Here is a 27,000-nt window from a genome sequence, read left to right on the forward strand (position 1 = left end):
TTCACTCGTCATAGTTAATTTTAGGTTTTTTTAACTGCAACTTACGTTCGCGCGAGCGTAAGTCATTCCAAAGGCTCAAACGTGAGGCTTTTCCTGCTAGCTCTCCAACGCTAGCAGAAGACTTCATTAGCCATAGGTTTGAACCATTAAAACTGTAAATCGGTAGCAAATCGCTACGCTTGGAGGCTCGGACAATTTCTGGATTGATGTTGTCGAGAATGAGCGGCTCTGAACTTGGGGTTGGGTAATAGGCGAGTACCATGTGAAACTGATTCAATTCGATGGCTTTTACGTAGATCAAACGCATCTTTGAATCCGGTACGCCAAGCTCGAGTAAAGAGAAGTATTTGGCAATAGTGAAATCTTCACAGTCACCGGCATTGCTGCCTAAAAACTCGAGTGGTGTTGCCCAGTAGTCTTTTTTGCCCCATAGGTCTATGTCGTCAACGAAGTAAAGTTGATTGAAAAAGTCGTTAACGCCTGCCAGCTTTTCATGAGTCTCCAATGTTTTAAAAAAGTCGATATTATCTCGCCAGGTTTTCACGCGCATTCCAGCGCGTTCACCATAGACTGAAGTGACCGTATCGACCCATCTTTGTTCTTTGTTGTTCAAGGCACCAATTTGGAACGAAAAACAACTAATGCTGATTAATAATGTAACTTTACGCTTCAATCTGGGTGGCATATTCGACTCACATCACAAGTGTACTCTTCCAATAGGCTCGACAGTGAGAAATAAGTGCTTTTTATTTAACCACTTATCAACACTTAAATATACATTGGAGAGTCCTTGCTGACACTTACTCCTTAAGTGCGTTGGTTTTGGCGCTCAAAATTGGTTTAAGCAGGTATTCCAAAACGGTTCGCTTACCTGTGATGATATCGACTGAAGCCGTCATACCTGGAATGATTGGCAAGTCTGCATCCTGTCCAAAACTGGTTTTCTCAGTTCGTACACGCACGATATAGAAGCTGTTGCCTTCCTCATCTTGTGTGGTGTCGGCACTGATGTGCTCCAGTTCCCCTTCAAGACCGCCGTACTTGGTAAAATCGTACGCGGTGAATTTCACGATGGCATGAAGGTCAGGGCGCAAGAATGCGATATCCTTCGGTGCAATTTTGGCTTCAACCAAAAGGGTATCTTCAGTTGGGACGATTTCGACGATGTCCATACCCGGTTGAATAACGCCGCCAACGGTGTTGACGTTCAATGTTTTGATAGTGCCTGTCACTGGAGAAACCACAACGGTACGATTTACGCGGTCTTCCAAGCCCACAGCCGATTCCACGAGCGCAGAAAGTTGGTCTTGGGTGCTATTGAGCTTCTCTTGTTGTTCAGAACGGAATTTCAGAGCAACATCAATACGATTAAGCATGGATTCGCGGATACCAGATTTGATTACGGGAATCTTCAGTTCACTGGATGTCATTTCGCGGCGTGTGTCGTTCACCTGACGCTGTAGTTTCAACAGTTCGATTTTAGGCACAACGCCTTCATCTGCGAGCGGCTTGGTAATGTCTAACTCTTTCTTGGCAAAACGATAGCTCTGGCGCAAGTTACTCACACGTGCTTGGATCTCAACCAGGTCTTGCTGCTTCTGCTTTACTTGCTGGTCGATAACTGAAATTTGGTTACGCAGATTATCTAGGTCTTCTCGGTATTCCGCTTTTTGGCGTTGCGTTAGGCGAGGTTGATTTTCTTCAAGCGTTGGTGGGAATGTCAGTTTTCCGTAATCAAGAACGACATTTTGTTCCCAGTTGCTGTCATCGAAATCGCGATTGACTTCGACACTACTGATCGACGCAGAAAGTTGCAGTACGGAAGCCGTCAAGTTGGCAACTTGTTGTTCACGTTCACGGAAGTCTGAGCGGAAACGCGTGTCGTCAATCAATAACAACTGCTGACCTTTTTCGACTCGTTGACCTTCCTTCACCAAGATCTCTTTGACCAAACCACCTTCGAGGTTTTGTACGACTTGGATTTGAGAGGAAGGGATAACCTTGCCTTGCCCTACGGTTACTTTATCGATTTGCGCCCACGACGCCCAAGCGATAGCCGCAACAAAGAATAACACCATCACCCACAGCATTAAGCGGGCACTATTTGGCGTATTTAGAAGCAATGCAGCGGTTTTGTCGTCAACAAAATCCAGCTCTTCGCTGCTTAGTTTGTTGTAGTTGTCTCGGCTCATCACATTCCTTGTTTTATAAAGACGGTTTATCTTTTTGATCTTATTATTATTAACGGAGCATGTCAGCATACTCAGCTAATAAAAATGTGTGAAAGGGGTAAGTCCCCCCTCATTTACTGTGCCTTGAACTTTGTTTTGTCCAACTGATGTTTTTTTAGTTTGTCGTACAAGGTTTTGCGCGACACTTGTAATTCTAGTTGAACCTCTTTGAGTCTGCCTCTATGTCGTTGCAAGGCATCAAACAACAAGCAATATTCAAAGTGTTCTGTGCGTTGGGTCATACTTTGGATTTCAATGCTTTTTTCGCTGTTCCAATCCTCCATACGAAACGCGTCCGGTTTCAATGCCCTTAATTCGGCAAACTGCCTCAATTGTTTGATGTTTTCTGGCCAATCGAGTTCCGTAATCCGCTTCACTTCATTCAGACTAATCTGAGGGGGTTGGAGCTGATAGCGACTCGCTGCATGACGCACGAAGTGTTTGTATAAGGGACCGATGTCTTCTTTGCGTTCATTCAAATTCGGCATCCGAATCATCTTTACTGAGCTTTCAATGCCTTTGTCGACGGTGTTTGCAGCACCAAATACGCGTTGCAGTTTCGGGTGGTTAAACAAGCATTGCCACTGTTTTTCCGATATATGCTCGGCGCTGTGTAAGTACAAACTGCAATGGCTTTTACCGTCTGTAAGATGATGTATGGTTTTGTCTAATGCTTCATGTGAAAGCTCGTATAAGTCTTCACCGGATGCGGCAATCAACTCACTTTCTGCGGTCGCATGGATATCGTGAGCAAACTGAGCAGCGAGTCTTCGCCCTGTGCCATCTTCACCGACAAAAATGAGCGGCTGGTGGAGTGGGGCGCTTATCAGCGCACGGCGAATGTCGACCATAGCTTGACTGTGACCAATCATTTTTGGACCGACATGGGTTTGCATGTCGAGCTCTTTCTTTAGCCAGATGTTTTCTTGCAATAAGACCAGTTTATCGCCGGCATTGTTGAGCGATTTTAATAGTTGCTCGGTAGAGAATGGCTTTTCAAGAAAGTCATACGCACCGCTCTTCATCGCTTCGACCGCGGTTTTTACATCACCATGCCCAGTTAATACGATAAATTGAAAGTGATTATTTTTGCCTAACAGGGTGCGCATGAACTCTAACCCATTCATCACTGGCATGTGGATATCGGTGATGATCAGTGCTGGCGTATTGGGATCAATCACGCGCAGCGCTTCAACTGCATTTGGGAAGCAAGTGACGTCAATTCCTTCAATCAATAACGCTTGAGTAACCGCATCACGAATATGTGGCTCATCATCGACAAAGAAAACAGGGTTATGCATGAGAGTCTTCCTCTGCTGGATGAAGTGAAACGAGAGGTACGCTGACGACAAAAGTCATCCCACCTGATAGCTGAGATTGTGTACCCATTTGGTTGTGAGCGTGACGGGTATAATCGGCATCGCTATCAGCATCATCGCTATTAGCATCATGATTATAAGCGCTGAGTGAGCCTTGATAGCTCTCCAAAATGCGTTTTGAGATGGTTAAACCCAGTCCGAGCCCCTCTGGCTTGGTGGTGTAAAACGGGTCGAAAATCTTAGCTAAGGCGTGTTCTGACATGCCGGGGCCGTTGTCAGAAACCAAAATATCGCAGTTACTCTGGTCACACTGCACGGCAATCGAAATCTGTGGGTCGATACAATACCCTTCCATAGCTTGAGCTGCGTTGTGGAATAGATTGATCAGCACTTGCTCAAGCTCGACGCTGTGAATCGCGAGTTTTACGTCGTATTCAATGGCTGGCACTTTAAGCGTCACTCCCTGTTTGATCAGCTTACTGCTCAGAATACGTGTCGCGTTGTGCACCGCATCGTGTAGAACCGATACCTCACTGTGTAGGTTGTCATCCGTCTTACGCGTGAAGACCTTTAAGCGTGCAATGACTTCGGCCATGGTATCGTTGAGCGACAGCATCTTATCCAGATTGTCCGCCACCATTGGGTAACGCTCCATTGTCATTAAACGCTGCGAGTTTTCGGTGTAAGTCCGCAGCGCAGCCAGTGGCTGATTGATTTCGTGATTAATGCTTGCAGACAGTTCACCAAGTAGCGCTAACTTTGCCGCTTGAGTTAGCTCTTGTTGCGTTTGCTTCAGTTCTTGTTGGCTCTGCTCATATTGATGCACGGTTTGTTGTAACTTGTGGTTGGCTTGGCTGAGGATGAAAGTTCTCTCTGTTACCTTTTCTTCCAAGCTGGCATTGACATTGGCAAGACGTGCTTTGTTGACCAGCATTTGGAACCATGCCAACGCAATTAACCCCACGAGCGCATACAGCAGCAGATAAACTATGTCGGCTTGCAATACAGCGGTGAAGACTTCTTGTTGGCTAATCAGTGCAATGACGCGAAAACCTTTGTCAAACAGATTGGTCGCGTAAGCAAGGTAGTTGGGTGACACCAAGAGTTGGTTGTTTTCAAACTGATTGACTCCGCTTTGCCCAGTGAGCTCGCCACGATATTGAGGAAGGGTATCACCGTATTGTTGAGTTTGATTGAGCTCTTGTTTTGCTTGTTCAGATAATGGGAACAGAGCACGATAGCGCCAATCGGGCAAGTTACTCATGAATACCACGTCGTGCACACCCGCAACCAGTAAATCGCCATCGTCTTGTGCCAAGCGCTGTTCTAGTTGCTCTAAATTGACTTTAACTGTTATTACGCCTGCGACTTCGCCATCGACCCAAAGTGGCGATGAGAAGAAATATCCGCGCTTATTGGAGCGAACCCCGAGGGCAACGTATTGAGCCTTCTCCCCATTTAATGCGTGTTGAAAGTAAGGACGAAAGGCAAAATTAGAACCGACGAAACTGTCGTCTTGTTGATAGTTGCTCGATGCGATCACCAAACCGGTTTTATTGTGCACGTAAATAGTGTCAGCGAGGCTTTGTGCTAACCAATCAGCGAGCAATAAATTGAAGGATTCTGACGGTTTACCCTCTTTGACCGCTGCGAGTAATCTTGGGTCATGGCTGAGCAAGTTCGGGATTTGTTCAAACTTTGCCAGTTCATAATCGATTTCCTGTGCAACCTGCGAAGCTTGAGTTTGCAGCTTATTTTGCCACTGATCATGTTGATGCTGGGTTGCGTATTTATGAGTCAACATCAGCCCGACCAGACCGATGGCGAGCAAGACCAATAAAAAATGGCGCAGAGCTTTGGGGTTAAGTAGGTTCACGATTGGCTCACTAGTTTTTAACGCCATGTTATCAAAAGGCATTTAGTGATGCTGTGAGCTGCTGCGACAACGTGACATAACACAAAACCGCAATCAGGGTTCTCGCTTGCTTTCCTTGAATTTCCCTATCATCGGGCGCACAATCGACAAAAACGAGTGAAGGAGTGAAGATGGAACTTGCTGATATTCGTCGTGAGTACACAAAAGGTGGCCTACGTCGTAAAGATTTAAAAGCAGATCCGATTGATCAATTTAACCTATGGTTAGAGCAAGCGGTACAAGCAGGGTTGACTGATCCAACCGCAATGACGGTCGCGACAGTGGACGAAAATGGCATGCCGTTTCAACGCATTGTGCTGCTGAAAAACGTCGATAAAGATGGCTTTGTGTTCTACACCAACTTGGGCAGCCGTAAAGCGCAGCAGCTTGAGCACAACAGCAACATCAGCCTGCATTTCCCATGGCATCCACTTGAGCGTCAGGTTCACATCACAGGTGTGGCAGAAAAGCTAACGCCGATGGAGAACATGAAGTACTTCACTTCTCGTCCGAAAGACAGCCAATTGGCTGCGATTGCGAGCAAACAAAGTAGCCGTATTTCTGCACGTGGTGTATTGGAAGGTAAATTCCTAGAGTTGAAGCAGAAGTTTGCCAAGGGTGAAATCCCGATGCCGTCCTTCTGGGGTGGTTTCCGCGTCAAGCCGCAAAGCATTGAATTCTGGCAAGGTGGTGAACATCGTCTGCACGACCGTTTCTTGTTCTCAAATCAAGAAGGCGAGTGGGACATCGATCGCCTTGCGCCGTAATGGCTTTGACAAAGAGATAAAAAACACCGCCTCAATAGGCGGTGTTTTTGTGTTTACCCAATGGCGAATCAACGTTCACCGTTAAGCACGACAGAAAGCTGATGTTTAAGCAGGGTTTTCGGCACAATCGATCCGTAGCCTGCCTCCATGGCTTTGTCGATAAGTTCGTTCTTACTGTTGGCTTCAAACTTAGTACGCAGACGAGCAACATGCCCTTCTACGGTCTTGGTTGAAATCCCCATGACCTGTGAGATGAATTGCGGCTTTTTGCCATACAGCAACAAGAACAGAGTCTCTTGCTCACGGCAGGTCAGCTTTTCTGGCTCGGGTTTCAGGTTAGAAAAACGAAAGATGGACTGCTGGTTGGGCGTGCCACCGATGGCTCTGCATACCCAATATCCCACTTCGATGACGGCAGTATCAGTAAGTTCGCGACCATAAAATATGGTGCCAATGATGTTGCCGTCGTCGTCTCGCCAAGGCGTCTTAGTAAAAATGTGCGCTCGCCAATGACCATCTGGATAAGGGTGGATATCAAGGATCTTTAGCGACTCGCCTGTTTCAATCACGTGCTTATCTTGTTCTTGAAACTCTTTTGCACATTCAATGGTAGGGCTTGCGACCTCAAAGTCTGTTTTGCCTATACAGACTTCAGGTGAATCGTAGCCTATCAATTCTGCGTATTCCTGATTCACATAGCGGAATACCGAATCTTTATCTTTGCATCCCCAACAACCCGGTAGCTGTCGAAGGAGCGACTGTTCTATGGTATTGACTGGAATATTCACAAGGGACTCACTACTGCTACATATCGCCTGCTTGATTGCAGGTCAGTATTCTCACTTCGCTTATCCCGCGTTTTTATTACAACACTGCCTTGATCATGCTTTCGAGAATCGCGCCAGATGGAACTGGAAGAGAGAAGGTCGATCAGGATAACTCAGCGTGATGATTAACGTCAGGATACGGTGAGATGGTCGATATATTATCAGCTTATGCCATTGTTTTCATTGGCGTGAGACAAAAAAAAGCCAGCCTGAAGACGGGCTGGCAACACAAGATATAATCTTGTCGACGTGTAGAAGAGGTTCTAAATTACATAGCGAGGGTCTGCTAAGTAAGTTAGAGGTATCAAGTAGATACCGATGAGCTCAGGGTCGTATGCATCCTAGAGCTCGAGGTCTAATGTATTGAATTGTGAGCATATTAGTAAGGGGGGAAATCCCTCTATGCTCCTGTTTTTCGGGCATTTCGCGCGCTTTCGATCGTAGTTTTTACCTTGTTGCTTACATTGGTGTGCATTTCAACCCCAAAGATCTTTGCTATTGGCTTGTCTCATCTTTGGTAATTTTGGCTATCTGTCCGTTTTTGTTAAAAAAATTGGTTGCACATTGACCGTAAGTTTCTCTTACATGATCATCGTTCCGGAACTATGATCATGTAGAGCGCAATGATCGTGTTGATTTGATCTTGTGCGATTGGATTGGGGAAGATTTGCAACCCAACAGAGAAGGTATATGATGCCAAGATATAAGCCGACTGTGTAAAGACGACTGTTTGAAATGAGTGATTCAGATAACCCGAAAGCCCCGCTATATAAAGAGATCATGCTGCCTAAACCAGCAGAGTTGATCACGCTTCCGTCTTATATGGATTGCCATGATCATGCTTACACACAGATCGTGATCGGTTTAAAGGGACAAGCAGAATTCGAAGTTCGTGGTCAGGGCAATTTGGTTGGTCCGGGGCAAGGTTGCATCGTAACTGCATCTTCTGATCATGCTTTCGGTGGCGTGATTCATCAATCAGACATCTTGGTGCTTAATATGCCAAAGCCTGCCAACGATGATCCTGAGATGTTGCAAAAAATCAATAACCTAGAACGCTCTCATCTTTACTTCCAATTGGATGGTCAGATTCAAAAGCTGATTCAAATGCTGGTGCAAGAGATGCGTAATCATCCAGACGATTTACTGCTTAGCCGTGCGTGTAATGACACCGTGATCGCTCTTATGCAGCGTCATATATCAGCATTTGAAACCTCAAGGAAAGAGTCACGCTTTGATCTGGAAGCGATTGACCGTTACATCGAACAGCACTTGAGCCACAAAATCAGCGTGGCGCAATTGGCTGGCAGCGTATTTTTGGGTGAAAGCCAATTCCATAGCTTATTCAAAGATCAGATGGGCATTACGCCGCATCAGTACGTGCTCGGCAAACGCATCGATATGGCGCGCGATTTGATTGAACAAGGTCACTTAACGTTGGGGCAAATTGCCGAATTCACCGGTTTCTCAAGCCAAAGTACTTTCACTCATACCTTTACTCGTTTACAAGGATTATCACCTTCTCAGTATAAGAAACAGGTTGGCTAACACTGCTCATCAAGTTGCTTATTTGAGCGAAGCCGCGTATGAGTCGCGGCTTTTTTGTGCTTGTGTTTTGCACAGGAAAGTCGAACTTTTTTGCGTAATTCTCCGGAAAATTTCAATGTTTTTGTCCATTCCTCACAAAAGCGCAATCTAAATCCTTCTTATTCAAACAGAAATTGCTCAAAACCCGCCTGCTTTTGTTGTAAATGACATGCAAAGATGAATTTTTACAACACAATATATTATGTATTTGCGTGTGACTATGTAGATGTTTTGTTATAAAAGCGAGTTTTTAGCAAAAAGCTCGGAGTTTTTGACAAGTATTCTTCTCGGGCTCAAAATACACTGCCAGCCATTGATGATCCTCGAAGCGGTTTTCGAGGAGAGAGATTGAGGAAAACGCATGTTTACAGCAACGAACGTGTTAACACCGGAATTTATCGAGCAGCCGCTTGATAAGTTGTGGTCACTGATCTCGCCATTGTACATGGTGGACGAGTCTCAATGGCTAGAGCAATTATTGCCACTAGCAACGCCGACAGCGGAAGAAAAATCGGCAATCACGACCCAAACAACCCAGCTTATCGAAGCCATCCGTGCGGATAAGAAGTCAATTCAGATGATTGATGCGCTATTGCTGGAATACAGCTTAGATACTCATGAAGGTATCTTACTGATGTGTCTTGCAGAAGCATTGATGCGTATTCCTGATTCAGCAACGGCGGATGCACTGATTAAAGATAAGTTAAGCGTTGCTGACTGGAAATCTCACCTTAAGAGTTCTGATTCTGTCTTCGTTAACGCTTCAACTTGGGGCTTAATGCTAACAGGTAAAGTGATTGGTCTTGGTGAGCAAGAAACCCAGAGCCCAGGTCAGGCTGTAAACCGTCTGGTAAATAAATTCTCAGAACCTGTGATTCGTAAAGCCATGTATCAGGCAATGAAGATCATGGGTCATCAGTTTGTACGTGGTCGTACGATTGAAGAAGCGCAGAAGAACGGTCGCCCAATGCGCGACAAAGGTTTCACTTACTCATTTGATATGTTGGGTGAAGCGGCGCTGACCACAGCAGACGCAAGCAAGTACTTCAAAGACTACCTAATGGCGATCGAAGCCGTTGGTCGTGAAACGTACGGCAGTGACACAAGCCCTGCACCTTCTGTTTCTATCAAGCTTTCTGCACTTCACCCACGTTACGAAGTGGCGAATGAAGAACGCGTGATGACAGAGCTTTACGACACCTTAACGCAACTGCTTAAGCGCGCTATTGAGGTGGATGTTGCCATCACGATTGACGCAGAAGAAGCGGACCGTCTTGAGCTGTCACTCAAACTGTTTGAAAAGCTGTACCGCAGCGACCTAGTGAAAGGCTGGGGCAAGTTTGGCCTAGTAGTTCAAGCCTACTCGAAACGTGCACTACCTGTACTCGTATGGCTAAACGGTCTGGCGAAAGAGCAGGGTGATTTGATCCCTCTTCGTCTAGTAAAAGGCGCGTACTGGGACAGCGAAATCAAGTGGTCGCAACAAGCGGGTTACGAGAACTACCCTGTTTACACGCGCAAAGAAGCGACGGATGTTGCTTACCTAGCGTGTGCGCGTTTCCTACTGAGTGAAGGCGTGCGCGGTAATATCTTCCCGCAGTTTGCTAGTCACAACGCACACACTGTTACGGCGATTGCTGTAATGGCAGAGCACAAAGATTACGAATTCCAACGTCTGCATGGTATGGGCGATTCGCTTTATAACCATGTGATGGACACTTATGGTCAGCCAGTACGTATTTACGCGCCAGTCGGTAGCCATGCGGACCTCCTGCCTTACTTGGTTCGTCGCTTACTAGAAAACGGCGCGAACAGCTCGTTTGTGCACCGTTTGGTGGACGCGCGTTGTCCAATTTCAGAGCTGACGCATCACCCTGTTGATGTGCTGACCTCGTTTGAGACCTTGCACAACGGTCAAATCCCAATGCCAACCGGCATTTTCCCAGAGCGCAAAAACTCATACGGTGTGAACGTTGATATCGACAGCGAAGCGAAGCCGTTTGAAGCGCAGGTTGAAAGCTTCCTAACTCAGAAGTGGACTGCGGGTCCGATCATCAACGGCGAAAAACATGCCGAAAGCATGATCAAGGAAAACTCCGCAGAGATCATTACTGCCCCTTACGATCGTCGTATTGAAGTGGGTCAGGTGGCTTTCGCAAACCTTGATCATGTTTCCGCTGCAATCGAAGCGGCTGATGCTGCATTCCCAGAGTGGAAAGGCACCGCAATTGAACAAAAAGCGGCGTGCCTAGATAAGCTTGCGGATCTGATGGAAGAAAACTTGGCTGAACTGGTGGCAATTTGTCACCAAGAAGCGGGTAAGACGATTCACGATAGCATTGATGAAGTGCGTGAAGCGGTCGACTTCTGTCGTTACTACGCGAAACAAGCACAAAACCTTCAGCCGTTCGAATTGGAAGGTTTTGATGGCGTGAAACGCATGTCTAGCCGTGAAGGTTTGGGCGTATTCGTTTGTATCAGCCCATGGAACTTCCCATTAGCGATTTTCCTTGGTCAAGTCACAGCGGCATTGGTTGCAGGGAACACAGTTGTGGCTAAGCCAGCTGAGCAAACCAGCTTAATTGCGGCGCGTGCGATTGAATTGATGTTAGAAGCCGGCTTCCCAGCGGGCGTGATTCAGCTATTGCCGGGTCGTGGTGGTGAAATTGGTCATGCACTAACGTCTCATGATGCGATTGCAGGTGTGGCATTTACCGGTTCGACAGCGACGGCGCAACGCATCAATGTGACGCTTGCCGAGCGTAGCGCGAAGCCAGTACCGTTTATCGCGGAAACTGGCGGTCAAAACGCCATGATTGTGGATAGTACGGCACTGCCAGAGCAAGTTGTGCGTGACGTGATTCGTTCCGCTTTCGCTTCTGCTGGTCAACGTTGTTCTGCTCTGCGCGTTCTGTTCGTTCAAGAAGACGTTGCAGATCGCATCATCAACCTTATCCAAGGTGCGATGAATGAACTGCATGTTGGTATTCCTTACCTGCACAAAACGGATGTGGGTCCGGTTATCGACAGCAATGCGAAAAATAAACTACTTGCTCACCTAGAGCACATGACAAGCACGCAAACCAAAGTTGCTCAATTGCAATTGGACGAAGCGTGTCAGCATGGTGATTTTGTGTCGCCAAGTGCATTCGAAATCTCGGGCATTGATGTTCTGAAAGAAGAGCAATTCGGTCCCATCTTACACATTGTTCGCTTTAAAGCGTCTGAGTTGCCAAACGTGGTTGAGCAAATTAACCAAACTGGTTTTGGTCTCACAATGGGCATCCACAGCCGTAACGAAACCACTTACCGTTGGATTGAAAAACACGCTCGTGTGGGTAACTGCTACATCAACCGTGATCAGGTTGGCGCGGTGGTTGGCGTTCAGCCATTCGGTGGTCAAGGTTTGTCGGGTACAGGTCCGAAGGCTGGTGGTCCTCACTACCTATACCGCTTTACTAAACAACATCTTGTTCAAGCAGAGAAGGCGTAAGGAGTCGCATTATGGTTCATCAGATCACGTTTTTTAAAGATGCATTCTCTGCGTGGGAGCAGTGGAATCTGGCCGATTTTGATTACAAATGTGAGCATTTGCTGGCATTTAAATCTGCGATTGAAGAGCAGCATAGCGTGGTTGGCAAAGTGGTGTCTTACCACTTGCAGCAAGCGTCTACTCTGTTAGCAGAAACTCATCAGTTAGTGGGGCCTACGGGTGAAACTAACGAGCTGTACGCAGCGGGTCGCGGTGTGGCTTTGGTTGTTTGTGAAAACAATCTAGCAAATACCGAGAACGCTCTGAACAGCACATTTGCAATGATCACCTGTGCTCTGATTGCAGGCAACAGCGTGGTGATTTGTAGTGACAATACAGAGCTTACTCAATTGGTTAAGCATGCTGTGGCGTCAGCAAACTTCCCATCTAACTTAGTCCAAGTGGTTGCGTACGATGCGTCTTCCCCGTTGTTAGACAGCGACGTACGTAGTGTGGGTTATGTTGGGCATTCACAGGTTGAGCATGCGCTTAACCTGCAACTGGCTAAGCGTGACGGTGCCATCGTCGGCTTAGTTTCTGAAACGGATTTAGAGTCACCGACATTGACTCATGATCCTCATCTGTCGTTGCGCTTCATTACCGAGCGTACTCGAACGATAAATATTACAGCGGTGGGCGGTAACGCAACTCTACTCGAGTTGGGAAGCGACTCCCACTAACCTGACTTGTGATACCAATCTGAACCAAAAGAGCCTGAGAGCTTACTCGGGTTGGTATCTCTTACTTTGATGTATTGCTGCGATGGCAAAATATCAAAGCAGGCAAGGAAGGAAATAATTATAACGAGGACTATCAAATGATAGAAAATAGCTTTGCTATCACGACCACTTTTGTGGCGTACTTACTAATTATGGTTGCCATTGGCGTTTACGCGTATAAGAGGACTTCCAATTCATCAGACTACTTCCTAGGTGGTCGTAGCCTTGGTCCATGGCCAGCGGCACTTTCTGCAGGCGCATCAGACATGAGTGGCTGGTTGCTACTCGGTCTTCCGGGGTATGCATATGCAGCAGGTATTGAAGCGTTCTGGCTAGCAGGTGGTCTGCTTGTGGGGACATGGCTAAACTGGTTAATCAGTGCAAAACGTCTACGTACGTACAGCATTCAAACTGATGCGCTAACGCTGCCTGAATTCCTGTCGCGTCGCTTTAACGATAAGTCGAAACTGATTCAGACAATCTCTGCGTTCTTCATTCTTCTATTCTTCCTTTTCTACACCAGCTCAGGCTTGGTAGCAGGGGGCAAACTGTTTGAGACCGTATTCGGCTTGGATTACAGCATTGCCGTTATCATTGGCACGGTGTGTGTGGTTTCTTACACGCTATTCGGTGGTTTCTTAGCGGTATCTTGGACGGACTTGGTGCAAGGTCTATTGATGGCAGCAGCACTAATGATCGTGCCAGTTGCTGTGATGGATGGTGGTCTAGGTCAATTGGCGACGGACATGCACAACATTAACCCAGAGCTACTAACGCTATGGAACGATACGAAAGGCGAGCCTCTATCGGCTATCGCGATCATCTCGTTGGTGGCATGGGGTCTAGGTTACTTCGGTCAGCCACACATCCTAGCGCGTTTTAAAGCTTCTCGTTCGAACAAAGACCTAACAACAGCGCGTCGTATCGCTGTAGGTTGGACTGCGCTTTCTATGGCGGGCGCAATGCTAGTTGGTCTTGTTGGTCTAGTGTGGGTAACAGGTCACCCTGGTACGCAACTAGAAGATGGTGAGAAAATCTTCATGCTATTGGTGAACACGGTATTCCACCCAGTGATTGCCGGTATCCTATTGGCGGCAATCCTAGCGGCGGTAATGAGTACTGCGGATTCACAACTTCTAGTATCGTCATCTGCTCTAGCAGAAGACTTCTACAAGCAAGTGATTAAGCCGGATGCAACGTCTGAAGAAGTGGTAATGATTGGTCGTGTGGGCGTTATCGTGATTTCTCTTATCGCGCTATTCCTAGCAATGACGCCAGACAGCTCTGTTCTCGGTCTTGTATCTTACGCTTGGGCAGGCTTTGGTGCAGCGTTTGGTCCAGCAGTTGTGCTTAGCCTTTACTGGAGCGGTATGAACCGCAACGGCGCACTAGCAGGTATCCTAATCGGTGGTGTGACTATCGTGGTTTGGAAACAGCTAACAGGCGGTTGGTTCGATGTGTACGAAATCGTACCGGGCATCATCTTCTCAACGATTGCGATCATTGTTGTAAGTAAGTTGACAGGTGGTGCAGCGCAAGAAGTGCTTGAGCAACACAAAGAATACGAGAAGAAATTGGTTGAGCTAGACTAATTCCTCTCAATTAAAAACAAAGCCCGCGTTCGTCGCGGGCTTTTTTGTGCTTACTCGATGGTGATTTGAATGACGCACCAATACCTCAATTAGAGAGTTTCTGAGGTATAGTGAAAAACGTGTTGACCCGTCTATCAGTGTAGGGCTGATGCTATGTCTGTACCGACAAAAGGAGCCACTATGCTAACCGTAACCCAACTGGCCAGAGAGTGTGGACTCTCTCGTACTACGATTCTTTACTATGAACGTGAAGGCTTGCTAGCGCCTGCACATCGTTCAGAAAACGGTTATCGCTGGTATGGAGAAAAAGAGATGCAGCGTTTAAAAACCATCTCGTCTTATCGTTCTTATGGGTTACCGATTTCCAGCATACGCACTTTGTTGGCACAGAAAGGCAAATCTCAAGCGGAGATCTTGAAAGACCATTTCAATGAACTCGAACGCGAGATTCAAAATCTGCGAGCGCAGCAAAAAGCGATCGTGGTGCTATTACAAGAACCACAACTGATAGAGGATAATATTGTGACTAAAGAACGTTGGGTACAAATCATGCAAGCGGCGGGCTTCTCTGAAAGCGACATGGTGACATGGCACCAGAAATTTGAAGAGATGGAGCCTGCTGAGCACCAAAAATTCCTTGAATCTTTGGGTATTGAGCAAGACGAAATTGTGCGCATTCGCGCTCTATAATTAGCGCTTAAGCAGGACATTAAAAACCGGTTAAATAAAAATAAGCCTCTTCGTGAGGCTTATTTTTTATAACAGCTTACTTAATCATAAACTGCTTAGAAACGGATCTTTGAGTAAACCACAGTGTTACTCAATTCCCCTGAGGTAGAGAGGCGGTCGTGTCTCAACTCACCTTCAAAGTCATAACCACAACGCTCTGCGACAGCACGGCTTTTTAGGTTGGTTGAATCTGCCATAATCGCAATGCGTCTTGCACCGAGGTCTTCAAACGCGTAGCGCTCTAGCTCAAGCACCGCTTCGGAAATGTAGCCGTTGCCCACCGCGGCATCATCCAGCCAGTAACCGATTTCAAACGACGGCACTTCTTGATCACGAATCATTAAGCCTACTGCACCAATTAAACGGTCGCTTTCTTTTTCAATAATGAAGTAACGCAACTCCCCTTCAAAACTTTCAAAGTTGGCGATGGCTTTTTCTGTCCCCTCAATCATTGCTTCTAGTGTGAGCACATGTGGCACCCAAGGAAGATACACTTCGAGTGTCTTCTGGCTACGCAGTACTGCTTGGTGTGCTTCTTCTGCACGTTCTAAACAAGCAGGGATTAGCTTAAGACGTTTCGTTTCCATATCGGCTCTCCTTTGGGTGAAAAATGAAAGAAAAATCATTTAAGCAGATGTACTTAGAATGATCTAGTTGTTCGTATACCCAAATAACCTCGAGATGCTAGGTTCAGCGAGAATGACTTGGTTTGTATACGCGGCGGCGATTTAAAGGTCTAGTGGGTCTAAATCAAGAATCGGCAACAAAGTATACAAGCCAAGGCAGTTCGCCCTTTGGGAGCGTGTCATTGACTCGATTGCTGCGTCAAACAACTTGGAAAGAGCTGGCTATTACGCTGCGTTGTTTTCCTTGACCTCGAGTCAATGACAACGCTCTGAATCCTGCATCATGAAGTCATTTGGGTATACAATATTATTCACTTGGTTTGTTTTGAAGAACCTGAGAGAATCGTAGGGTTATTAAAACCACTAGGTTCACTATGAAACTTTTAGTAAGAAACTTGGCTCGTCAAACGACTGAGCAAGACATGCGTGCACTGTTTTCTGCACACGGGAAGGTAGAGCTTTGTACATTGGTTCTTGATCAAGAAACCGGCTTATCAAAAGGCTTCGGCTTTGTGATCATGCCAGATGAAGCAGAAGCGATTTCTGCACTGGAAGCGCTGAACTTGACCAGCGTAGCTAAAAGCAAGATTCGCGTGAAAGTCGCTCAAGACTAAGAGAGAGAAAAGCCAGCATCACTGCTGGCTTTTTTGTATTTCAAGAGAGGAAACGAGCGCTAATCGCATTGGCACATAACGAATTCCTTCTTTCTCGCAGAGATCATCGGTAGGTTCAAAACCGTGCTTGTGATAAAACGAAACTGCGTTGGGGGCTGAACGAAGACGCACATAACTTCTTGGCTTATCATGGGTTGAGTCCAGTATCGTATCGAGAAGTTGTTTACCCAAACCATGACCTTGAGCTTTGGTTGCGACGAATAAGTGGGTGAGATAGTTATCATCTTTTAAAGCGGCAAAGCCAACCACTTTACTGTCGCGGAACGCCGCTAAGGCTAAAAAGTCTGGATGCGTTATTGCTTGTGTCACATCTTGTCCGATTCTTGCGAGAAAGCGCCGTTTTCCTTCTTCGGTAAAGTGCTCAAGGATGTGGCGTTGTGTAACTTTAGAAACCAAATCCGCCACTTGTATATACCCAAGACAGCTCGCCCTTCGGGAGCGTGTCATTGCCCCGCTTTCTGCGTCAAACAACTTGGAAAGAGCTTGCTATTACGCTGTGTTGTTTTCCTTGAACTCGAATCAATGACAACGCTCTGAATCCTGCATCTTGAAGTCACTTGGGTATAATGTCATTCGTTTGCGCTTTGACTATCTCTATCATCAATTTTCTCTTCGATCTGTTTCATTAATTGCGCTAATTGTAGTTTATCGAAGTTGTTGGAATTTGGAACCTGATAGGAATCTGTGGCGGTGTAGAGCATCAAGCAGTTATTACTGAAAGGTTCTTTCTCAATTTGAACCTTGCTGATTTCATTCAATGGAATACGAAAGTACACTGTAGAATCTTGATGGTACTTCAAACTGTTAGAAGCGGGCTCAATGCTGATCGATTTTGGCGTAAACCACTTACGCTTAGATAGATGTAATACGTACAGCAATAGAATAAATACAGCCAATCCTGCCCCTATTAACCATAGGTAACCGCCTATATAAGCAAAGTAGGTGAGTGATAGAAACCAAATGCTGAATAAGAACGGATTGTTCTTTGGTAGGTTTTGTGAGGTCTCATGAATGATCACTTCGAATTTCCTCGCTGCTTATGTTTGACAGTTTACGCAGAGCTTGTGTAAGCGGCTGAGATTTCACTTCAATTAAAATCAGGTTTATTAGCCCACCAACTGAGATAGCCGCAAGGACCGCGCTGATACCACTTCCTTTGGTCACTAAGCCATACAGACCTGTACTCAACATAAGGATAAACGTCGCCATTTGGACGGTTAAATGGCGCTGAACCAAATAGTGACCAGTTTGGTAGTCCTTAATAACGTAAACGTATTGCCCAAAGCTACCAAGTTCTACTTTGACCTTTCGATCTAGCGCATGACAGCGGAACCCTTGTTGATTGAGAGATTTTGCGAGGCTTTCCATGCCAATGACTCCATGTTCTATCTAGTTATCTTTTGCACATCATAATGTCACGATGAGAGCCGCTTAGTTTCGCTGAACAACAAATCTAAGAGGCAAGTCCCACCGTATACTCAGTGCTTTCTTTAGTTTGCGGAACGCTTTCAGGTTTAGTTATTCGCATCAAATCCGCATTGAACTGCGCGATGGGTAGTGCGATTTTTTTTGTGCACAATTCACACTGTAAATTACACGAGTCGGAAGAGAGGTATCCGTTCTCTCTCACCTGTCGGAATCAAGACGCTCTTTAATGCCGAATGTAAAAAATACACAGTGACAATTACTTATGCGTAGTATCTCGTAGTATTACATACATAGGCGTTATTGTTCATAATTTGATACAAAAGTTGAGGTCTGACCAAGGTCTCAGTTTTCAGGCACGTGTGCGGAATTTTTTGGATGTGGGGCACAAAAAACTAAAGGGGCTTTTTAATTGTGGAATTATTTTGAACAAAATATGTCAATTGTCAGTAGCACAGAAAATCAGGGAGAAGAGAAATGCCGGATATTTATTGCTCAGTTTGTAGAAGATCAACGCAGCATAAAGTGATCATGAAGCGTTGTGAACCAGAGCATATCGCCACGCTAACTGGCAAAGTCGTCAGTTTTACTCAGTTGATGGCAAAGTTTGTATCGGGTGAGCATTACTACGAGATGGAGCCGCAGTACTACTGCCGTTGTTGTAACCATCGCGCTATTGGTGAAGTGGTTCAGCATCCAGCGCGACAGACATCAGCAATTATGTAATTGACGCTTACGCAGCAAGATCTTTTTCTGTTGCGAATGGCAATCCGTCGATCATAACTGGCCAGCCGTAAGACGCATATTCAGACGCCAGAGACTTTGCGACTTCGTGTGAGACGGTCGTGTACGTCCATTCTCCAACGCCAAATGGTTTGTACGCGAGTTGTAGGGTTAACATTGCTTTCTCCTTAATATTTTTACCTATTATTGCCTTATCATTTGGCTCATTTCTTTTCTCTGCAGCTCATGTTTTTCTCTTCAAAGTTCATCATTCCATTATTTTGTTAACAAAATTATCTGATTAATAAAGTCGCCAATATTGGTGTGTTGATTTATAAATTATGCAGATGAATGTTTTTATTTTTTGACTATTTGATGAATTTTTGTGCTGGGCAAACGTTAAATGTATGCATGTTTCACACGTTGTTGATATCACTATTTGCAAACTGAATAGTTACTATTACTCTGATGACTCCTGAGTTGTTACAAGGATGTGGTTAATGAGTTACCAATTAGACAGAATTGATTTGCAAATTTTGAGAGTGCTGCATTCTCGTGGGCGAATTCCGGTCGTAGAACTGGCAAAGCAGGTTAACTTAACCACATCACCATGCTCTGAGCGCGTCAAACGGTTAGAGAAAGAAGGCTACATAAATGGTTATCATGCCGAGCTCAATGCGGAGAAGCTTGGGTTGGATGTGCAGGTCTTCATTCATATTCGCTTAGATCAAACCAGCTTTTCGATTTTTGAAAAGTTTGCTAAAGCGGTAGAGTTAATGCCTGAAATAGAAGAGTGCTATTCGCTGTCAGGTGACTTCGATACCATGATCAAAGTGCGAGTGAAGAACATGAAGGCTTACCAAGAGTTTATGTCGAGTAAGCTTGGGACGTTGCCTGGTGTGATACAAACTCGTAGTGAAGTGGTTATTGAAGAACACAAGACGGGCTTTGGGGTGAATCCCGAGCTGCTTGGTTAAATTGCACAAAGTGTGCGAAACACAGATACAAAAAAGGAGCCAATTGGACTCCTTTTGAGTTCTTAATGCGAGTTAATCAGCATTAGTGATTAGATGGCTCTTAGGCACTGACGAAGGTTGTCAGTACGCCGATCAGACCACCAAATACCCCGCCCCAAACGACGAGCCAGCCAAGGTGTTCTTTAATCATCTTCTGTACGATCTCTTTTACCAGCGCTGGCGTCAATTCACTTAGGCGCTGATCGATGATGCTTTCAATATTCTGTTTGATTTCATCCATCATTGCTGGTGACTCTAACTGCTCTTTGAGTACTTCTTTGATGCTGTCGCTCTTGCTCAGTTCGATGATGGACTCTTGCATCTTCTCAACAAATGGCTGACGCATTGGTTGTAGCGCTTCTGCGCCACCAAACATTGCGAGCATGCCGCCAAATTGAGAACCTTCAATGACTTCCACTAGAGAATCAAAGGCAGGGTTTAAGTCGACTTTCTCGATCACTGGTTCTAGGTTGATGTTTACGCCGCCAGCCATTTCCTTGTTTAGGAAACGATCGATGTTCGCTTCGGTAAAAAATTGCTCCATCATCAAGTTTTTGATTGCCAATTTAAACTCTTCGAAACGAGCTGGAATGACACCTGAACCGTACAAGCCGGGTACTTTTTCAAAAAGCATGTGAATCGCTAACCAGTTGGTGATCGCGCCAGAAAAAGCGAATAGACCCGCGTACCAAAGGTAATCATTTTGAATGTGGTATCCCGCGCCCATCATGGCGATCGCGAGGATATTAGTCAGCAAACTTTTGTTCATAGTGACCGATTATGTATGAATTGATGAAGTAATAAGTGGGCATGATTCTATACCTAACTGGTAGAGAGATGCTAGGTTGAGCTTGATTGGGTCTGCTTTTAGGGGGGATGAAATAGGTTAGCGCTAAAAAAACAAAACCCGACATTCACTGCCGGGTCACTGCTTTTTCTTAGAAATTCTAAGTGTACTTTTATTGTGTTTTTAGAAGCGGAAGACCTTACAACAAAGTTGGCATTTCCAGCGCTCTGAGTAGCCGAACAATTTGTCTGCCCAACTTGGTTTTACTTGTACGATCTGCATTGAACCACATTTACACATAAGCTAATTACCTTATTATTAGATTAATAACTAAGCCATCAATTGAGTATAGCTGTTTCTCAAAAAGTGAAATTACAAATGAATCCAGCTTGCTACTCTGCGTTGTGTCCACTACTAACGATTACGCAACGGGACGCCATACTACCAGAAAAAGTGTGACTTTCACCCACAAAATTGTTTTATATCTGAGAAAATAAGTGATCGCCATCACTATTTGTGTGGGGTGTCTTCTTGGGAAAGCGGCTCGACATAGCAAAATCGAATGAAAAAACGGCGCTTATTGCGCCGTTTTAGTTTGGTGATTTACTGCAATTTAAGAACGTTAACCCTCGAGCTCTTCCCCAAGGAAGCCACCTGTTTGGTGCGCCCAAAGCTGAGCGTAAATGCCGTTGTTGGCAATAAGCTCTTTGTGTGTGCCTTGTTCGACGATGTTGCCTTTATCAAGCACAATCAAGCGATCCATTTGCGCAATGGTCGATAAACGGTGCGCGATGGCGATAACGGTTTTGCCTTGCATCAGCTCGTTCAAGCTTTCTTGAATGGCGGCTTCAACTTCTGAATCCAGTGCTGAAGTCGCTTCATCCAGTACCAGCAAAGGTGCGTCTTTTAGCAGTACACGTGAAATCGCAATACGCTGGCGTTGACCACCAGACAGTTTCACACCGCGCTCACCCACTTGTGCGTCGTAACCCACGTTGCCGAACGGGTCGGTTAGGGTTTCGATAAACTCGTGTGCGTGCGCTTGCTTAGTCGCTTTAATCAGGTCTTCTTCAGTCGCATCTGGGTTGCCATACAAGATATTGTCGCGGATTGAGCGGTGTAGCAAAGACGTATCTTGCGTCACCATACCAATATTCGAGCGTAGCGAGTCTTGCGTGACGCTCGAGATTTCCTGCCCATCAATCTTGATGCAACCTTCCTCTACATCGTGGAAGCGCAATAGCAAGTTCACTAAGGTGGATTTACCTGCGCCAGATCGTCCAACTAAGCCCACTTTCTCACCCGGTTTGATATTAAGGTCGAGGTTGTTTATCACGCCCTTTTTCTCACCATAATGGAAACTCACGTTATCGAAGTGGATGCCGCCTTGAGAAACTTGCAGATCTTTCGCATCGGCTTTGTCTTTGATGTCGATCGGTTTAGACAGCGTCTTCATGCCATCTACGACAGTACCCAAGTTTTCGAATAGGGCACCGACTTCCCACATGATCCACATCGACATACCATTGATACGCAGGGCTAAGCTGATAGCAATTGCAATGGCACCAACGCTAATCGCGCTATCCAACCACAAGTAAATCGATAGCGCAGCCACCGAGAACACCAATAGATAGTTGGAGATCTCTACTGCTACATCGAAGCCGGTCACTAAGCGCATTTGGCGATAGACGGTATGCAAGAAGCCTTTCATGCCTTCTTCGGCGTACTCGGTCTCTCGTTTACTGTGTGAGAACAGCTTCACGGTTTGAATGTTGGTATAGCTGTCGACAATGCGCCCTGTCATGGTGGAGCGAGCATCGGCTTGCTCAGTAGCCACGGCCTTTAATTTCGGAACAAAGTGGATCTGAATAGCGATGTACGCCATTAGCCAAACCAACATTGGGATCATCAAGCGCCAGTCAGCCGCCGCCAGCATCACGATAATACTGGTGAAGTAAACCAAGACATAAACAAACACGTCCATCGTCTTCATGACGGTTTCTCGCACCGCCAAAGAGGTTTGCATCACCTTGGTGGCGACACGCCCTGCAAAATCATCCTGATAGAAGTTCAGGCTTTGATTTAGCAAGTAACGGTGCGCAAGCCAACGTACCGACATTGGGTAGTTACCCAGCAGGGTTTGGTGAATCAGCAGTGAGTAAACCACGACCAAAATCGGCATGACAATCAGCAATAAAGAGCCGTAGAAAATAAGGTCTGCTTTGTTGTCTTGCAAAAAGGTTTCTGGATTGCTGGTGGATAGCCAATCAACCAACTGACCCATGGCACCAAACAGAGACACTTCTACGATCGCCACAATCGTCGACATGATCGACATGATGATCAGCGGTTTCTCAAAGCCGCGCGTGTAATGGCGCAAGAAGGCGTAAATCCCAGTTGGGGGTTGGTCAGGCTGTGATTTGGGGAACGGCTCGGTAAAGCCTTCAAATCGTTTAAACATAACTCATCCTAAAGTTAAAGCATTGCCACGTCAGAGGGTGAATCCGTCAATTCTTCCTGCCTTGGACGAGGCAGAAATCCTGAACGTGGAGATAAGACATATTGTGGTCTGCTAGCCAGAAAAGCAGACGTATTTGCGTATGTGTGAGAGGCGAAAAAATAGTCTAACCGATTGCCTTTTAAATGTAACTAGTTGGTTATAAAGAATTCGCTAGTGCATTATTCTTGAGATGAGCATTCACGCGTCACAAAACAGTAAATCGGCAAAGTGACAATAAAAAGTCGGGTTAATCCGGTCTTATACCAAAATATTTACTTTTGGTTGATGGATTTATTATTAAAAACAGCAAAACTGCGGTTAACAATAAATTTACAATCTCATCATTCTAGTGAAAAGGAATGTATTGGATGCTATTACACGAATCAGTGCCTCAGAATGCACATGGAAAAGAAGAAAGCACGCAAAGTGCTCTGCGTCATACCGCAAATTGCGTTGTGATGGTGCCACCTAAAGAGTTTCGTTTTAACGAAGAAACTGCGCAAGACAACGAGTTTCAACACCAAGTTTCTCTGACTCAAGAAGAGGTCTCACGTAACACCATGGCTGAATTTTCCGCGATGGTTGAAACCTTGCGTAAAGAAGGCGTGCAAGTCGTTGAGTTTGATTACCCTCAATCCGACACAGCCACGCCAGATGCGGTTTTCCCTAATAACTGGTTTAGCACCACTCCAGAGGGCACTTTGTATACCTTCCCGATGGCATGTGAAAACCGTCAGCATGAAGTTCGTCCGGATGCGTTGGTCGCTGCATTAGCGCACGCAGGTCGAGAAGTGCATCAACAAGACTCACTGACCGAATATCTAGATGAAGAAGCCTACCTAGAAAGTACGGGCGTAATGGTGTTCGATCACTTCAACAAAACCGTTTATGCCGCGCTCTCACAACGTTGCGATCGTCTGGTTTTAGAAGATTACGCCAAGCGCATTGGTTATGATCGCGTGATTTCTTTCCAAACCCGTTTGCCTTCTGGTGCTCCGATTTACCACACTAACGTGATGATGGCAGTGGGTGAGCAGTTCTGTGTGATTTGTGATGAAGTGATCCCAGAGTTTGAGCGTCGCTTTGTGCTCAAGTCATTGGCGAAAGACAAGCAGGTGATCTCGATTTCTCTTGAACAGATGAACCAGTTTTGCGGCAACATCCTTCAACTGGAAACGGTACGCGGCGATAAGGTGATTGCTATGTCTCAATCGGCTTACGATGCGTTCTCTCCAGCACAAAGAAATCAACTAGCGACACACGGTAAATTGCTGCCATTCGACGTTTCTACCATCGAATCGATTGGCGGTGGCTCTGTACGTTGTATGTTAGGCGAAGTGTTCCTACCAAGTCGCAAAGCTGTGCTATAAACCGACTCTGAATTTCCCCCCAAAAAGCACCATGTTGAAAGATGTGGTGCTTTTTTATTGATGGGCTCCAGCGGATTTACGACATTACCTTGTGTAGAGCGGCATTGGCGAGTGAAGTCGTTTTATGCACTCTGGCAATAAAAAGCTCGGCACATGCTAACGCATCACTTGCTGCGCTGTGGTTGTAGTAAGCAGGGAATCCAAGGTTCTCCCTGAGGTCATCAAGCTGAAAGCTGGAAGGGCTATGAACAAGGTTTGATGATAAGAATCGTCGTTCGAGCTCCATCGTATCGATAAAGTAAAAGGGAAGTTTAACGATGCCAAACTTTTTGCTGAGGTAGCGCGACAGGAAGCCTTGCTCAATGAATGCTCCATGAGCTAACACCACTTTTCCTGCCAAGGCTTCAAAGAGTTTATTCATCGCTGCATCGATAGTGAGCCCTTGGCTGAGGTGCTTGGGGGTTAATTGGTTCACGCTGGCACTTTTAGCGGTGATGTATTGCCCGTGTGAAATAAAAAGCTCGTCAACGGTCGACAGTTCGATCTGTTGAAAACTGAATGGCACTAAACCAATAGACAAAATCTGGTCGTGTTTAAAATCGAGTCCACTTGTCTCGAAGTCAATAGCGACATATTTAAGCTGTTGAAGTGGTGACGTGACAGAGGGTAATGGAGTGCTGAGATAGGTTCCCCAACCGCCAACCCATTCACCTTGCTCTTCGATATGTTGTCGAAGTGTCTCGATGTTCTCCAAGTGGAACTTGTGTTTTAGACTCGTCAACATGGCTTATTGGTTTCCCTTTACAAACCTGAGCTTTGCGACGTCTTGCAAATTACCGATGATTTTAAACGCTTCTTTGAGGTGCTTTCTTTCAAAACTGCTGAATTGATCGGGTGCGATGTGGTTATCGGGTATATGCCCGTTTTGTATAGCATGCAATTGATGGCGGAAGCGAACTTGGCTGATGAATCGCAGCGCTTCAATAATGCTCTCGCAGGCATCTTCAGAAATGGCTTTATGAGTCATAGCATAACGAAATCGCTCCTCTGTGCCAGCAAGCTTGCATCCTACCGAGAGGCTGAAAATTCGCGCTAAATCTACGATGAGATTCAAAGCGTACTTTTTGATGTTTAAGGTATTGCTGTGCTCCCCACCTTTCTCTACCACCAAGTTATTAAAGATGCTCAGTGGTGGTGAAATGTTAATGGCATCTCGCGTCAAGCATGGCAAGAAGCTCGAATTGTGTTGAATACAATCGTTGAGGTGATCTTGTAACTCCTCGACTAACTCATAAGAGCCATAGATGGCGCGGGTCTCTAGGAACACACTGATATTCAATAATTGATTGTACTCCGGGCTAGAAACCCATTTATTGTAATAGTGCTTCCAACGTTGCAGAGGCTGACACCACCGAGGAGATGCCGCCATATATTTACCATCGCAAAGTGGGTAGCCACAAGCCGCTAGAGCGTTGCAAACTCGCATCGCAAGGTGGGCAAAGTACAGTTGGTGCTCTTGGAATTTGTCATCTTCAACGACGATGGCATTGTCTTGGTCAGATAAGAGATGCACTTCATTACGCGCATGAGAACCTGCCACCATCCAAGCATACTTACAGGGCGCAGGACCAAGTACCTTTTCCGTTAGTTCAATGATTCTGCGAGTAAACGCATCCATGATCATCGACATGATTTTGCCTTGTAGATTTGAGGAGGTGCCGTTTTCAACCAGCGCCTGAAAAATCGATTCTTTCTCGTCGCGCAGCTTGGCAAGAGCTTCGATAGAATCAGCGTAGCGAATCTTCTCAATCAAAAACAACGATTGGGTACGGTGGTTGTGTACTAAGTGGGTGGTCGTAAGCAGTCCGCAGACTTGCCCTTTTGATATGACAGGCAGGCTCCGGATATTGTGCTCTAGCATGAGTGAAATGGCTTCAATGATCCGCTCATCTTCATCGATCACGGTTACAGGAGAGGTCATGATTTGGTGAACTGGCGTCGTGAGTGGGAGCCCTTTCGCCACCACTTTCATAGTCATGTCTCGATCGGTAATAACTCCCACCAATTCACCGCTTTTTTCTACGACGGCACAAGAGCTTTTAGGACGAGAACACATTCGTTCTGCTACGTCTTGGATCGGGGTTAGATAGTCCACAGACGTAATGTTTTCACTCGCGATGTCTTTTACAGTTCTGAAGAATAAACTTTTGTTTTCCTTGTGTTGCGAGTGATTGACAGCACTGTTTAGACGTTTTGGTGCTTGTGGATCAAAGCAATCTGTCGTTGCGCTTGCGCTGCTCATCACCTTACGCACAGCTTCGTAGGGGATGGAGTAAAGCAAGGTGCTGTCTAGTGCGTAGACCTGATAACGTTGTGATTGAAGGGAAGAATCTTGAAAGAAGGTAAACCCAAACTGGTCATTTTCTCCCAATCGAGCCAACAAACCTCCTGTCGAGTCTTTTTGCTCAATTGCACCTGAGCGAATGAAGTACAAGTGCGCCGACTGACTTAGAGTTTCTTCGTCTATAGTTTCTCCCTTCGCGAGGTAACGCACCACTACGAGTTCGGCGAGCTGCTCAACGATCTCTGTGGGGAGCTTATCAAAAGGGTCGAGCTTCTCTAAGAAGTGCAGGATATTGAGTGTTGCGGAGGTTTTCATAA

General features: G+C 45.9%; 24 protein-coding genes. 10 read left to right on the forward strand and 14 right to left on the reverse strand.

The window, feature by feature from the left end; translation table 11 throughout:
- Position 1 precedes the first annotated feature (1 nt).
- From ABMY42_RS14335 to ABMY42_RS14350, 4 genes are all read right to left on the reverse strand, one after another.
- Positions 2-685 (reverse strand): transglutaminase-like cysteine peptidase, encoded by a 684-nt coding sequence (locus ABMY42_RS14335; protein WP_017189818.1) that lies wholly within the window; start codon positions 683-685, stop codon positions 2-4.
- A gap of 115 nt (positions 686-800) precedes the next feature.
- Positions 801-2,192, reverse strand: coding sequence for an HlyD family type I secretion periplasmic adaptor subunit (locus tag ABMY42_RS14340; RefSeq protein WP_005449876.1), 1,392 nt, complete (start codon positions 2,190-2,192; stop codon positions 801-803).
- 113 nt (positions 2,193-2,305) lie between these two features.
- Positions 2,306-3,532, reverse strand: a complete 1,227-nt coding sequence (locus ABMY42_RS14345) for a response regulator (protein ID WP_050933809.1) — start codon at positions 3,530-3,532, stop codon at positions 2,306-2,308.
- Positions 3,525-5,468: a cache domain-containing protein gene (locus ABMY42_RS14350; RefSeq protein ID WP_349266460.1), complete on the reverse strand. Its 1,944-nt coding sequence runs from the start codon at positions 5,466-5,468 to the stop codon at positions 3,525-3,527. The genes ABMY42_RS14345 and ABMY42_RS14350 overlap by 8 nt, the downstream gene beginning before the upstream one ends.
- 128 nt (positions 5,469-5,596) lie before the next feature.
- Between ABMY42_RS14350 and pdxH the strand changes: the two genes are divergently transcribed.
- On the forward strand, positions 5,597-6,232 hold the full coding sequence (gene pdxH / locus ABMY42_RS14355; protein WP_005449881.1) for a pyridoxamine 5'-phosphate oxidase: 636 nt from the start codon (positions 5,597-5,599) through the stop codon (positions 6,230-6,232).
- Positions 6,233-6,300: 68 nt separating this feature from the next.
- On the opposite strand, the gene ABMY42_RS14360 is transcribed toward pdxH, so the two are convergent.
- Positions 6,301-7,020, reverse strand: coding sequence for a helix-turn-helix transcriptional regulator (locus ABMY42_RS14360; RefSeq protein ID WP_009696508.1), 720 nt, complete (start codon positions 7,018-7,020; stop codon positions 6,301-6,303).
- Between the two features lie 774 nt (positions 7,021-7,794).
- Here ABMY42_RS14360 and ABMY42_RS14365 point away from each other — a divergent pair.
- The 5 genes from ABMY42_RS14365 to ABMY42_RS14385 all read left to right on the forward strand — a co-directional run bounded on the left by ABMY42_RS14365 (position 7,795) and on the right by ABMY42_RS14385 (position 15,179).
- Positions 7,795-8,607 (forward strand): AraC family transcriptional regulator, encoded by an 813-nt coding sequence (locus ABMY42_RS14365; RefSeq protein ID WP_005449884.1) that lies wholly within the window; start codon positions 7,795-7,797, stop codon positions 8,605-8,607.
- A 400-nt stretch (positions 8,608-9,007) separates the two neighbouring features.
- Positions 9,008-12,139: a bifunctional proline dehydrogenase/L-glutamate gamma-semialdehyde dehydrogenase PutA gene (putA, locus tag ABMY42_RS14370; protein WP_274879106.1), complete on the forward strand. Its 3,132-nt coding sequence runs from the start codon at positions 9,008-9,010 to the stop codon at positions 12,137-12,139.
- A gap of 11 nt (positions 12,140-12,150) precedes the next feature.
- A complete protein-coding gene (locus ABMY42_RS14375) occupies positions 12,151-12,858 on the forward strand; it encodes a 1-pyrroline-5-carboxylate dehydrogenase (RefSeq protein ID WP_349266461.1) in 708 nt (235 codons plus the stop codon).
- Between the two features lie 137 nt (positions 12,859-12,995).
- A complete protein-coding gene (gene putP / locus ABMY42_RS14380) occupies positions 12,996-14,489 on the forward strand; it encodes a sodium/proline symporter PutP (RefSeq protein WP_005449887.1) in 1,494 nt (497 codons plus the stop codon).
- A gap of 180 nt (positions 14,490-14,669) precedes the next feature.
- Positions 14,670-15,179, forward strand: coding sequence for a MerR family transcriptional regulator (locus ABMY42_RS14385; RefSeq protein WP_005449888.1), 510 nt, complete (start codon positions 14,670-14,672; stop codon positions 15,177-15,179).
- A gap of 95 nt (positions 15,180-15,274) precedes the next feature.
- Here ABMY42_RS14385 and ABMY42_RS14390 read toward each other — a convergent pair whose 3' ends face one another.
- A complete protein-coding gene (locus ABMY42_RS14390) occupies positions 15,275-15,805 on the reverse strand; it encodes a GNAT family N-acetyltransferase (protein ID WP_005449889.1) in 531 nt (176 codons plus the stop codon).
- A gap of 413 nt (positions 15,806-16,218) precedes the next feature.
- On the opposite strand from ABMY42_RS14390, the gene ABMY42_RS14395 reads away from it, so the two are divergent.
- Positions 16,219-16,458: a hypothetical protein gene (locus ABMY42_RS14395; RefSeq protein ID WP_005449890.1), complete on the forward strand. Its 240-nt coding sequence runs from the start codon at positions 16,219-16,221 to the stop codon at positions 16,456-16,458.
- A gap of 18 nt (positions 16,459-16,476) precedes the next feature.
- Here the strand turns inward: ABMY42_RS14395 and ABMY42_RS14400 are convergent, their stop codons facing one another.
- From ABMY42_RS14400 to ABMY42_RS14410, 3 genes are all read right to left on the reverse strand, one after another.
- The gene (locus tag ABMY42_RS14400) at positions 16,477-16,923 is read right to left on the reverse strand and encodes a GNAT family N-acetyltransferase (protein WP_009702245.1); all 447 of its coding nucleotides are present in this window, start codon (positions 16,921-16,923) and stop codon (positions 16,477-16,479) included.
- A gap of 164 nt (positions 16,924-17,087) precedes the next feature.
- Positions 17,088-17,537 carry a hypothetical protein gene (locus tag ABMY42_RS14405; protein WP_009696503.1) on the reverse strand — a complete coding sequence of 150 codons (450 nt, stop codon included), beginning with the start codon at positions 17,535-17,537 and terminating at the stop codon, positions 17,088-17,090.
- On the reverse strand, positions 17,524-17,886 hold the full coding sequence (locus ABMY42_RS14410; protein WP_009696502.1) for a hypothetical protein: 363 nt from the start codon (positions 17,884-17,886) through the stop codon (positions 17,524-17,526). The genes ABMY42_RS14405 and ABMY42_RS14410 overlap by 14 nt, the downstream gene beginning before the upstream one ends.
- A 534-nt stretch (positions 17,887-18,420) precedes the next feature.
- On the opposite strand from ABMY42_RS14410, the gene ABMY42_RS14415 reads away from it, so the two are divergent.
- Positions 18,421-18,669: a hypothetical protein gene (locus ABMY42_RS14415; protein ID WP_005449896.1), complete on the forward strand. Its 249-nt coding sequence runs from the start codon at positions 18,421-18,423 to the stop codon at positions 18,667-18,669.
- Positions 18,670-18,676: 7 nt separating this feature from the next.
- On the opposite strand, the gene ABMY42_RS14420 is transcribed toward ABMY42_RS14415, so the two are convergent.
- Positions 18,677-18,844: a hypothetical protein gene (locus tag ABMY42_RS14420; RefSeq protein WP_005449897.1), complete on the reverse strand. Its 168-nt coding sequence runs from the start codon at positions 18,842-18,844 to the stop codon at positions 18,677-18,679.
- Positions 18,845-19,166: 322 nt separating this feature from the next.
- Between ABMY42_RS14420 and ABMY42_RS14425 the strand changes: the two genes are divergently transcribed.
- Positions 19,167-19,643 (forward strand): Lrp/AsnC ligand binding domain-containing protein, encoded by a 477-nt coding sequence (locus tag ABMY42_RS14425; RefSeq protein WP_005449899.1) that lies wholly within the window; start codon positions 19,167-19,169, stop codon positions 19,641-19,643.
- Positions 19,644-19,743: 100 nt separating this feature from the next.
- Here the strand turns inward: ABMY42_RS14425 and ABMY42_RS14430 are convergent, their stop codons facing one another.
- Both ABMY42_RS14430 and ABMY42_RS14435 read right to left on the reverse strand, forming a co-directional pair.
- The gene (locus tag ABMY42_RS14430) at positions 19,744-20,451 is read right to left on the reverse strand and encodes a hypothetical protein (protein ID WP_038897634.1); all 708 of its coding nucleotides are present in this window, start codon (positions 20,449-20,451) and stop codon (positions 19,744-19,746) included.
- Between the two features lie 640 nt (positions 20,452-21,091).
- Positions 21,092-22,930: an ABC transporter ATP-binding protein gene (locus tag ABMY42_RS14435; RefSeq protein WP_274877388.1), complete on the reverse strand. Its 1,839-nt coding sequence runs from the start codon at positions 22,928-22,930 to the stop codon at positions 21,092-21,094.
- A gap of 407 nt (positions 22,931-23,337) precedes the next feature.
- Between ABMY42_RS14435 and ABMY42_RS14440 the strand changes: the two genes are divergently transcribed.
- Positions 23,338-24,339, forward strand: coding sequence for an arginine deiminase-related protein (locus ABMY42_RS14440; protein WP_050908660.1), 1,002 nt, complete (start codon positions 23,338-23,340; stop codon positions 24,337-24,339).
- A gap of 76 nt (positions 24,340-24,415) precedes the next feature.
- Here the strand turns inward: ABMY42_RS14440 and ABMY42_RS14445 are convergent, their stop codons facing one another.
- Positions 24,416-25,123 carry an exonuclease domain-containing protein gene (locus ABMY42_RS14445; protein WP_349266462.1) on the reverse strand — a complete coding sequence of 236 codons (708 nt, stop codon included), beginning with the start codon at positions 25,121-25,123 and terminating at the stop codon, positions 24,416-24,418.
- Positions 25,124-25,126: 3 nt separating this feature from the next.
- On the reverse strand, positions 25,127-26,998 hold the full coding sequence (locus ABMY42_RS14450) for a DUF294 nucleotidyltransferase-like domain-containing protein (protein ID WP_009696495.1): 1,872 nt from the start codon (positions 26,996-26,998) through the stop codon (positions 25,127-25,129).
- Between the last annotated feature and the right edge of the window lie 2 nt (positions 26,999-27,000).

This window comes from Vibrio sp. SSH13-20 (assembly GCF_040104475.1).
GTDB classification, from domain to species: Bacteria; Pseudomonadota; Gammaproteobacteria; order Enterobacterales; family Vibrionaceae; genus Vibrio; species Vibrio harveyi.

Excerpts from the sequence above, each read along its gene's own strand:
- ABMY42_RS14430 (WP_038897634.1), bottom strand. The coding sequence starts at position 20,451 with ATGAACAAAAGTTTGCTGACTAATATCCTCGCGATCGCCATGATGGGC.
- putP (WP_005449887.1), top strand. The coding sequence starts at position 12,996 with ATGATAGAAAATAGCTTTGCTATCACGACCACTTTTGTGGCGTACTTA.
- ABMY42_RS14410 (WP_009696502.1), bottom strand. The coding sequence starts at position 17,886 with ATGGAAAGCCTCGCAAAATCTCTCAATCAACAAGGGTTCCGCTGTCAT.
- ABMY42_RS14435 (WP_274877388.1), bottom strand. The coding sequence starts at position 22,930 with ATGTTTAAACGATTTGAAGGCTTTACCGAGCCGTTCCCCAAATCACAG.
- putA (WP_274879106.1), top strand. The coding sequence starts at position 9,008 with ATGTTTACAGCAACGAACGTGTTAACACCGGAATTTATCGAGCAGCCG.
- ABMY42_RS14395 (WP_005449890.1), top strand. The coding sequence starts at position 16,219 with ATGAAACTTTTAGTAAGAAACTTGGCTCGTCAAACGACTGAGCAAGAC.
- ABMY42_RS14420 (WP_005449897.1), bottom strand. The coding sequence starts at position 18,844 with ATGTTAACCCTACAACTCGCGTACAAACCATTTGGCGTTGGAGAATGG.
- ABMY42_RS14415 (WP_005449896.1), top strand. The coding sequence starts at position 18,421 with ATGCCGGATATTTATTGCTCAGTTTGTAGAAGATCAACGCAGCATAAA.
- ABMY42_RS14390 (WP_005449889.1), bottom strand. The coding sequence starts at position 15,805 with ATGGAAACGAAACGTCTTAAGCTAATCCCTGCTTGTTTAGAACGTGCA.
- pdxH (WP_005449881.1), top strand. The coding sequence starts at position 5,597 with ATGGAACTTGCTGATATTCGTCGTGAGTACACAAAAGGTGGCCTACGT.
- ABMY42_RS14365 (WP_005449884.1), top strand. The coding sequence starts at position 7,795 with ATGAGTGATTCAGATAACCCGAAAGCCCCGCTATATAAAGAGATCATG.
- ABMY42_RS14425 (WP_005449899.1), top strand. The coding sequence starts at position 19,167 with ATGAGTTACCAATTAGACAGAATTGATTTGCAAATTTTGAGAGTGCTG.
- ABMY42_RS14350 (WP_349266460.1), bottom strand. The coding sequence starts at position 5,468 with ATGCCTTTTGATAACATGGCGTTAAAAACTAGTGAGCCAATCGTGAAC.
- ABMY42_RS14440 (WP_050908660.1), top strand. The coding sequence starts at position 23,338 with ATGCTATTACACGAATCAGTGCCTCAGAATGCACATGGAAAAGAAGAA.
- ABMY42_RS14385 (WP_005449888.1), top strand. The coding sequence starts at position 14,670 with ATGCTAACCGTAACCCAACTGGCCAGAGAGTGTGGACTCTCTCGTACT.
- ABMY42_RS14340 (WP_005449876.1), bottom strand. The coding sequence starts at position 2,192 with ATGAGCCGAGACAACTACAACAAACTAAGCAGCGAAGAGCTGGATTTT.
- ABMY42_RS14345 (WP_050933809.1), bottom strand. The coding sequence starts at position 3,532 with ATGCATAACCCTGTTTTCTTTGTCGATGATGAGCCACATATTCGTGAT.
- ABMY42_RS14335 (WP_017189818.1), bottom strand. The coding sequence starts at position 685 with ATGCCACCCAGATTGAAGCGTAAAGTTACATTATTAATCAGCATTAGT.
- ABMY42_RS14445 (WP_349266462.1), bottom strand. The coding sequence starts at position 25,123 with ATGTTGACGAGTCTAAAACACAAGTTCCACTTGGAGAACATCGAGACA.
- ABMY42_RS14450 (WP_009696495.1), bottom strand. The coding sequence starts at position 26,998 with ATGAAAACCTCCGCAACACTCAATATCCTGCACTTCTTAGAGAAGCTC.
- ABMY42_RS14375 (WP_349266461.1), top strand. The coding sequence starts at position 12,151 with ATGGTTCATCAGATCACGTTTTTTAAAGATGCATTCTCTGCGTGGGAG.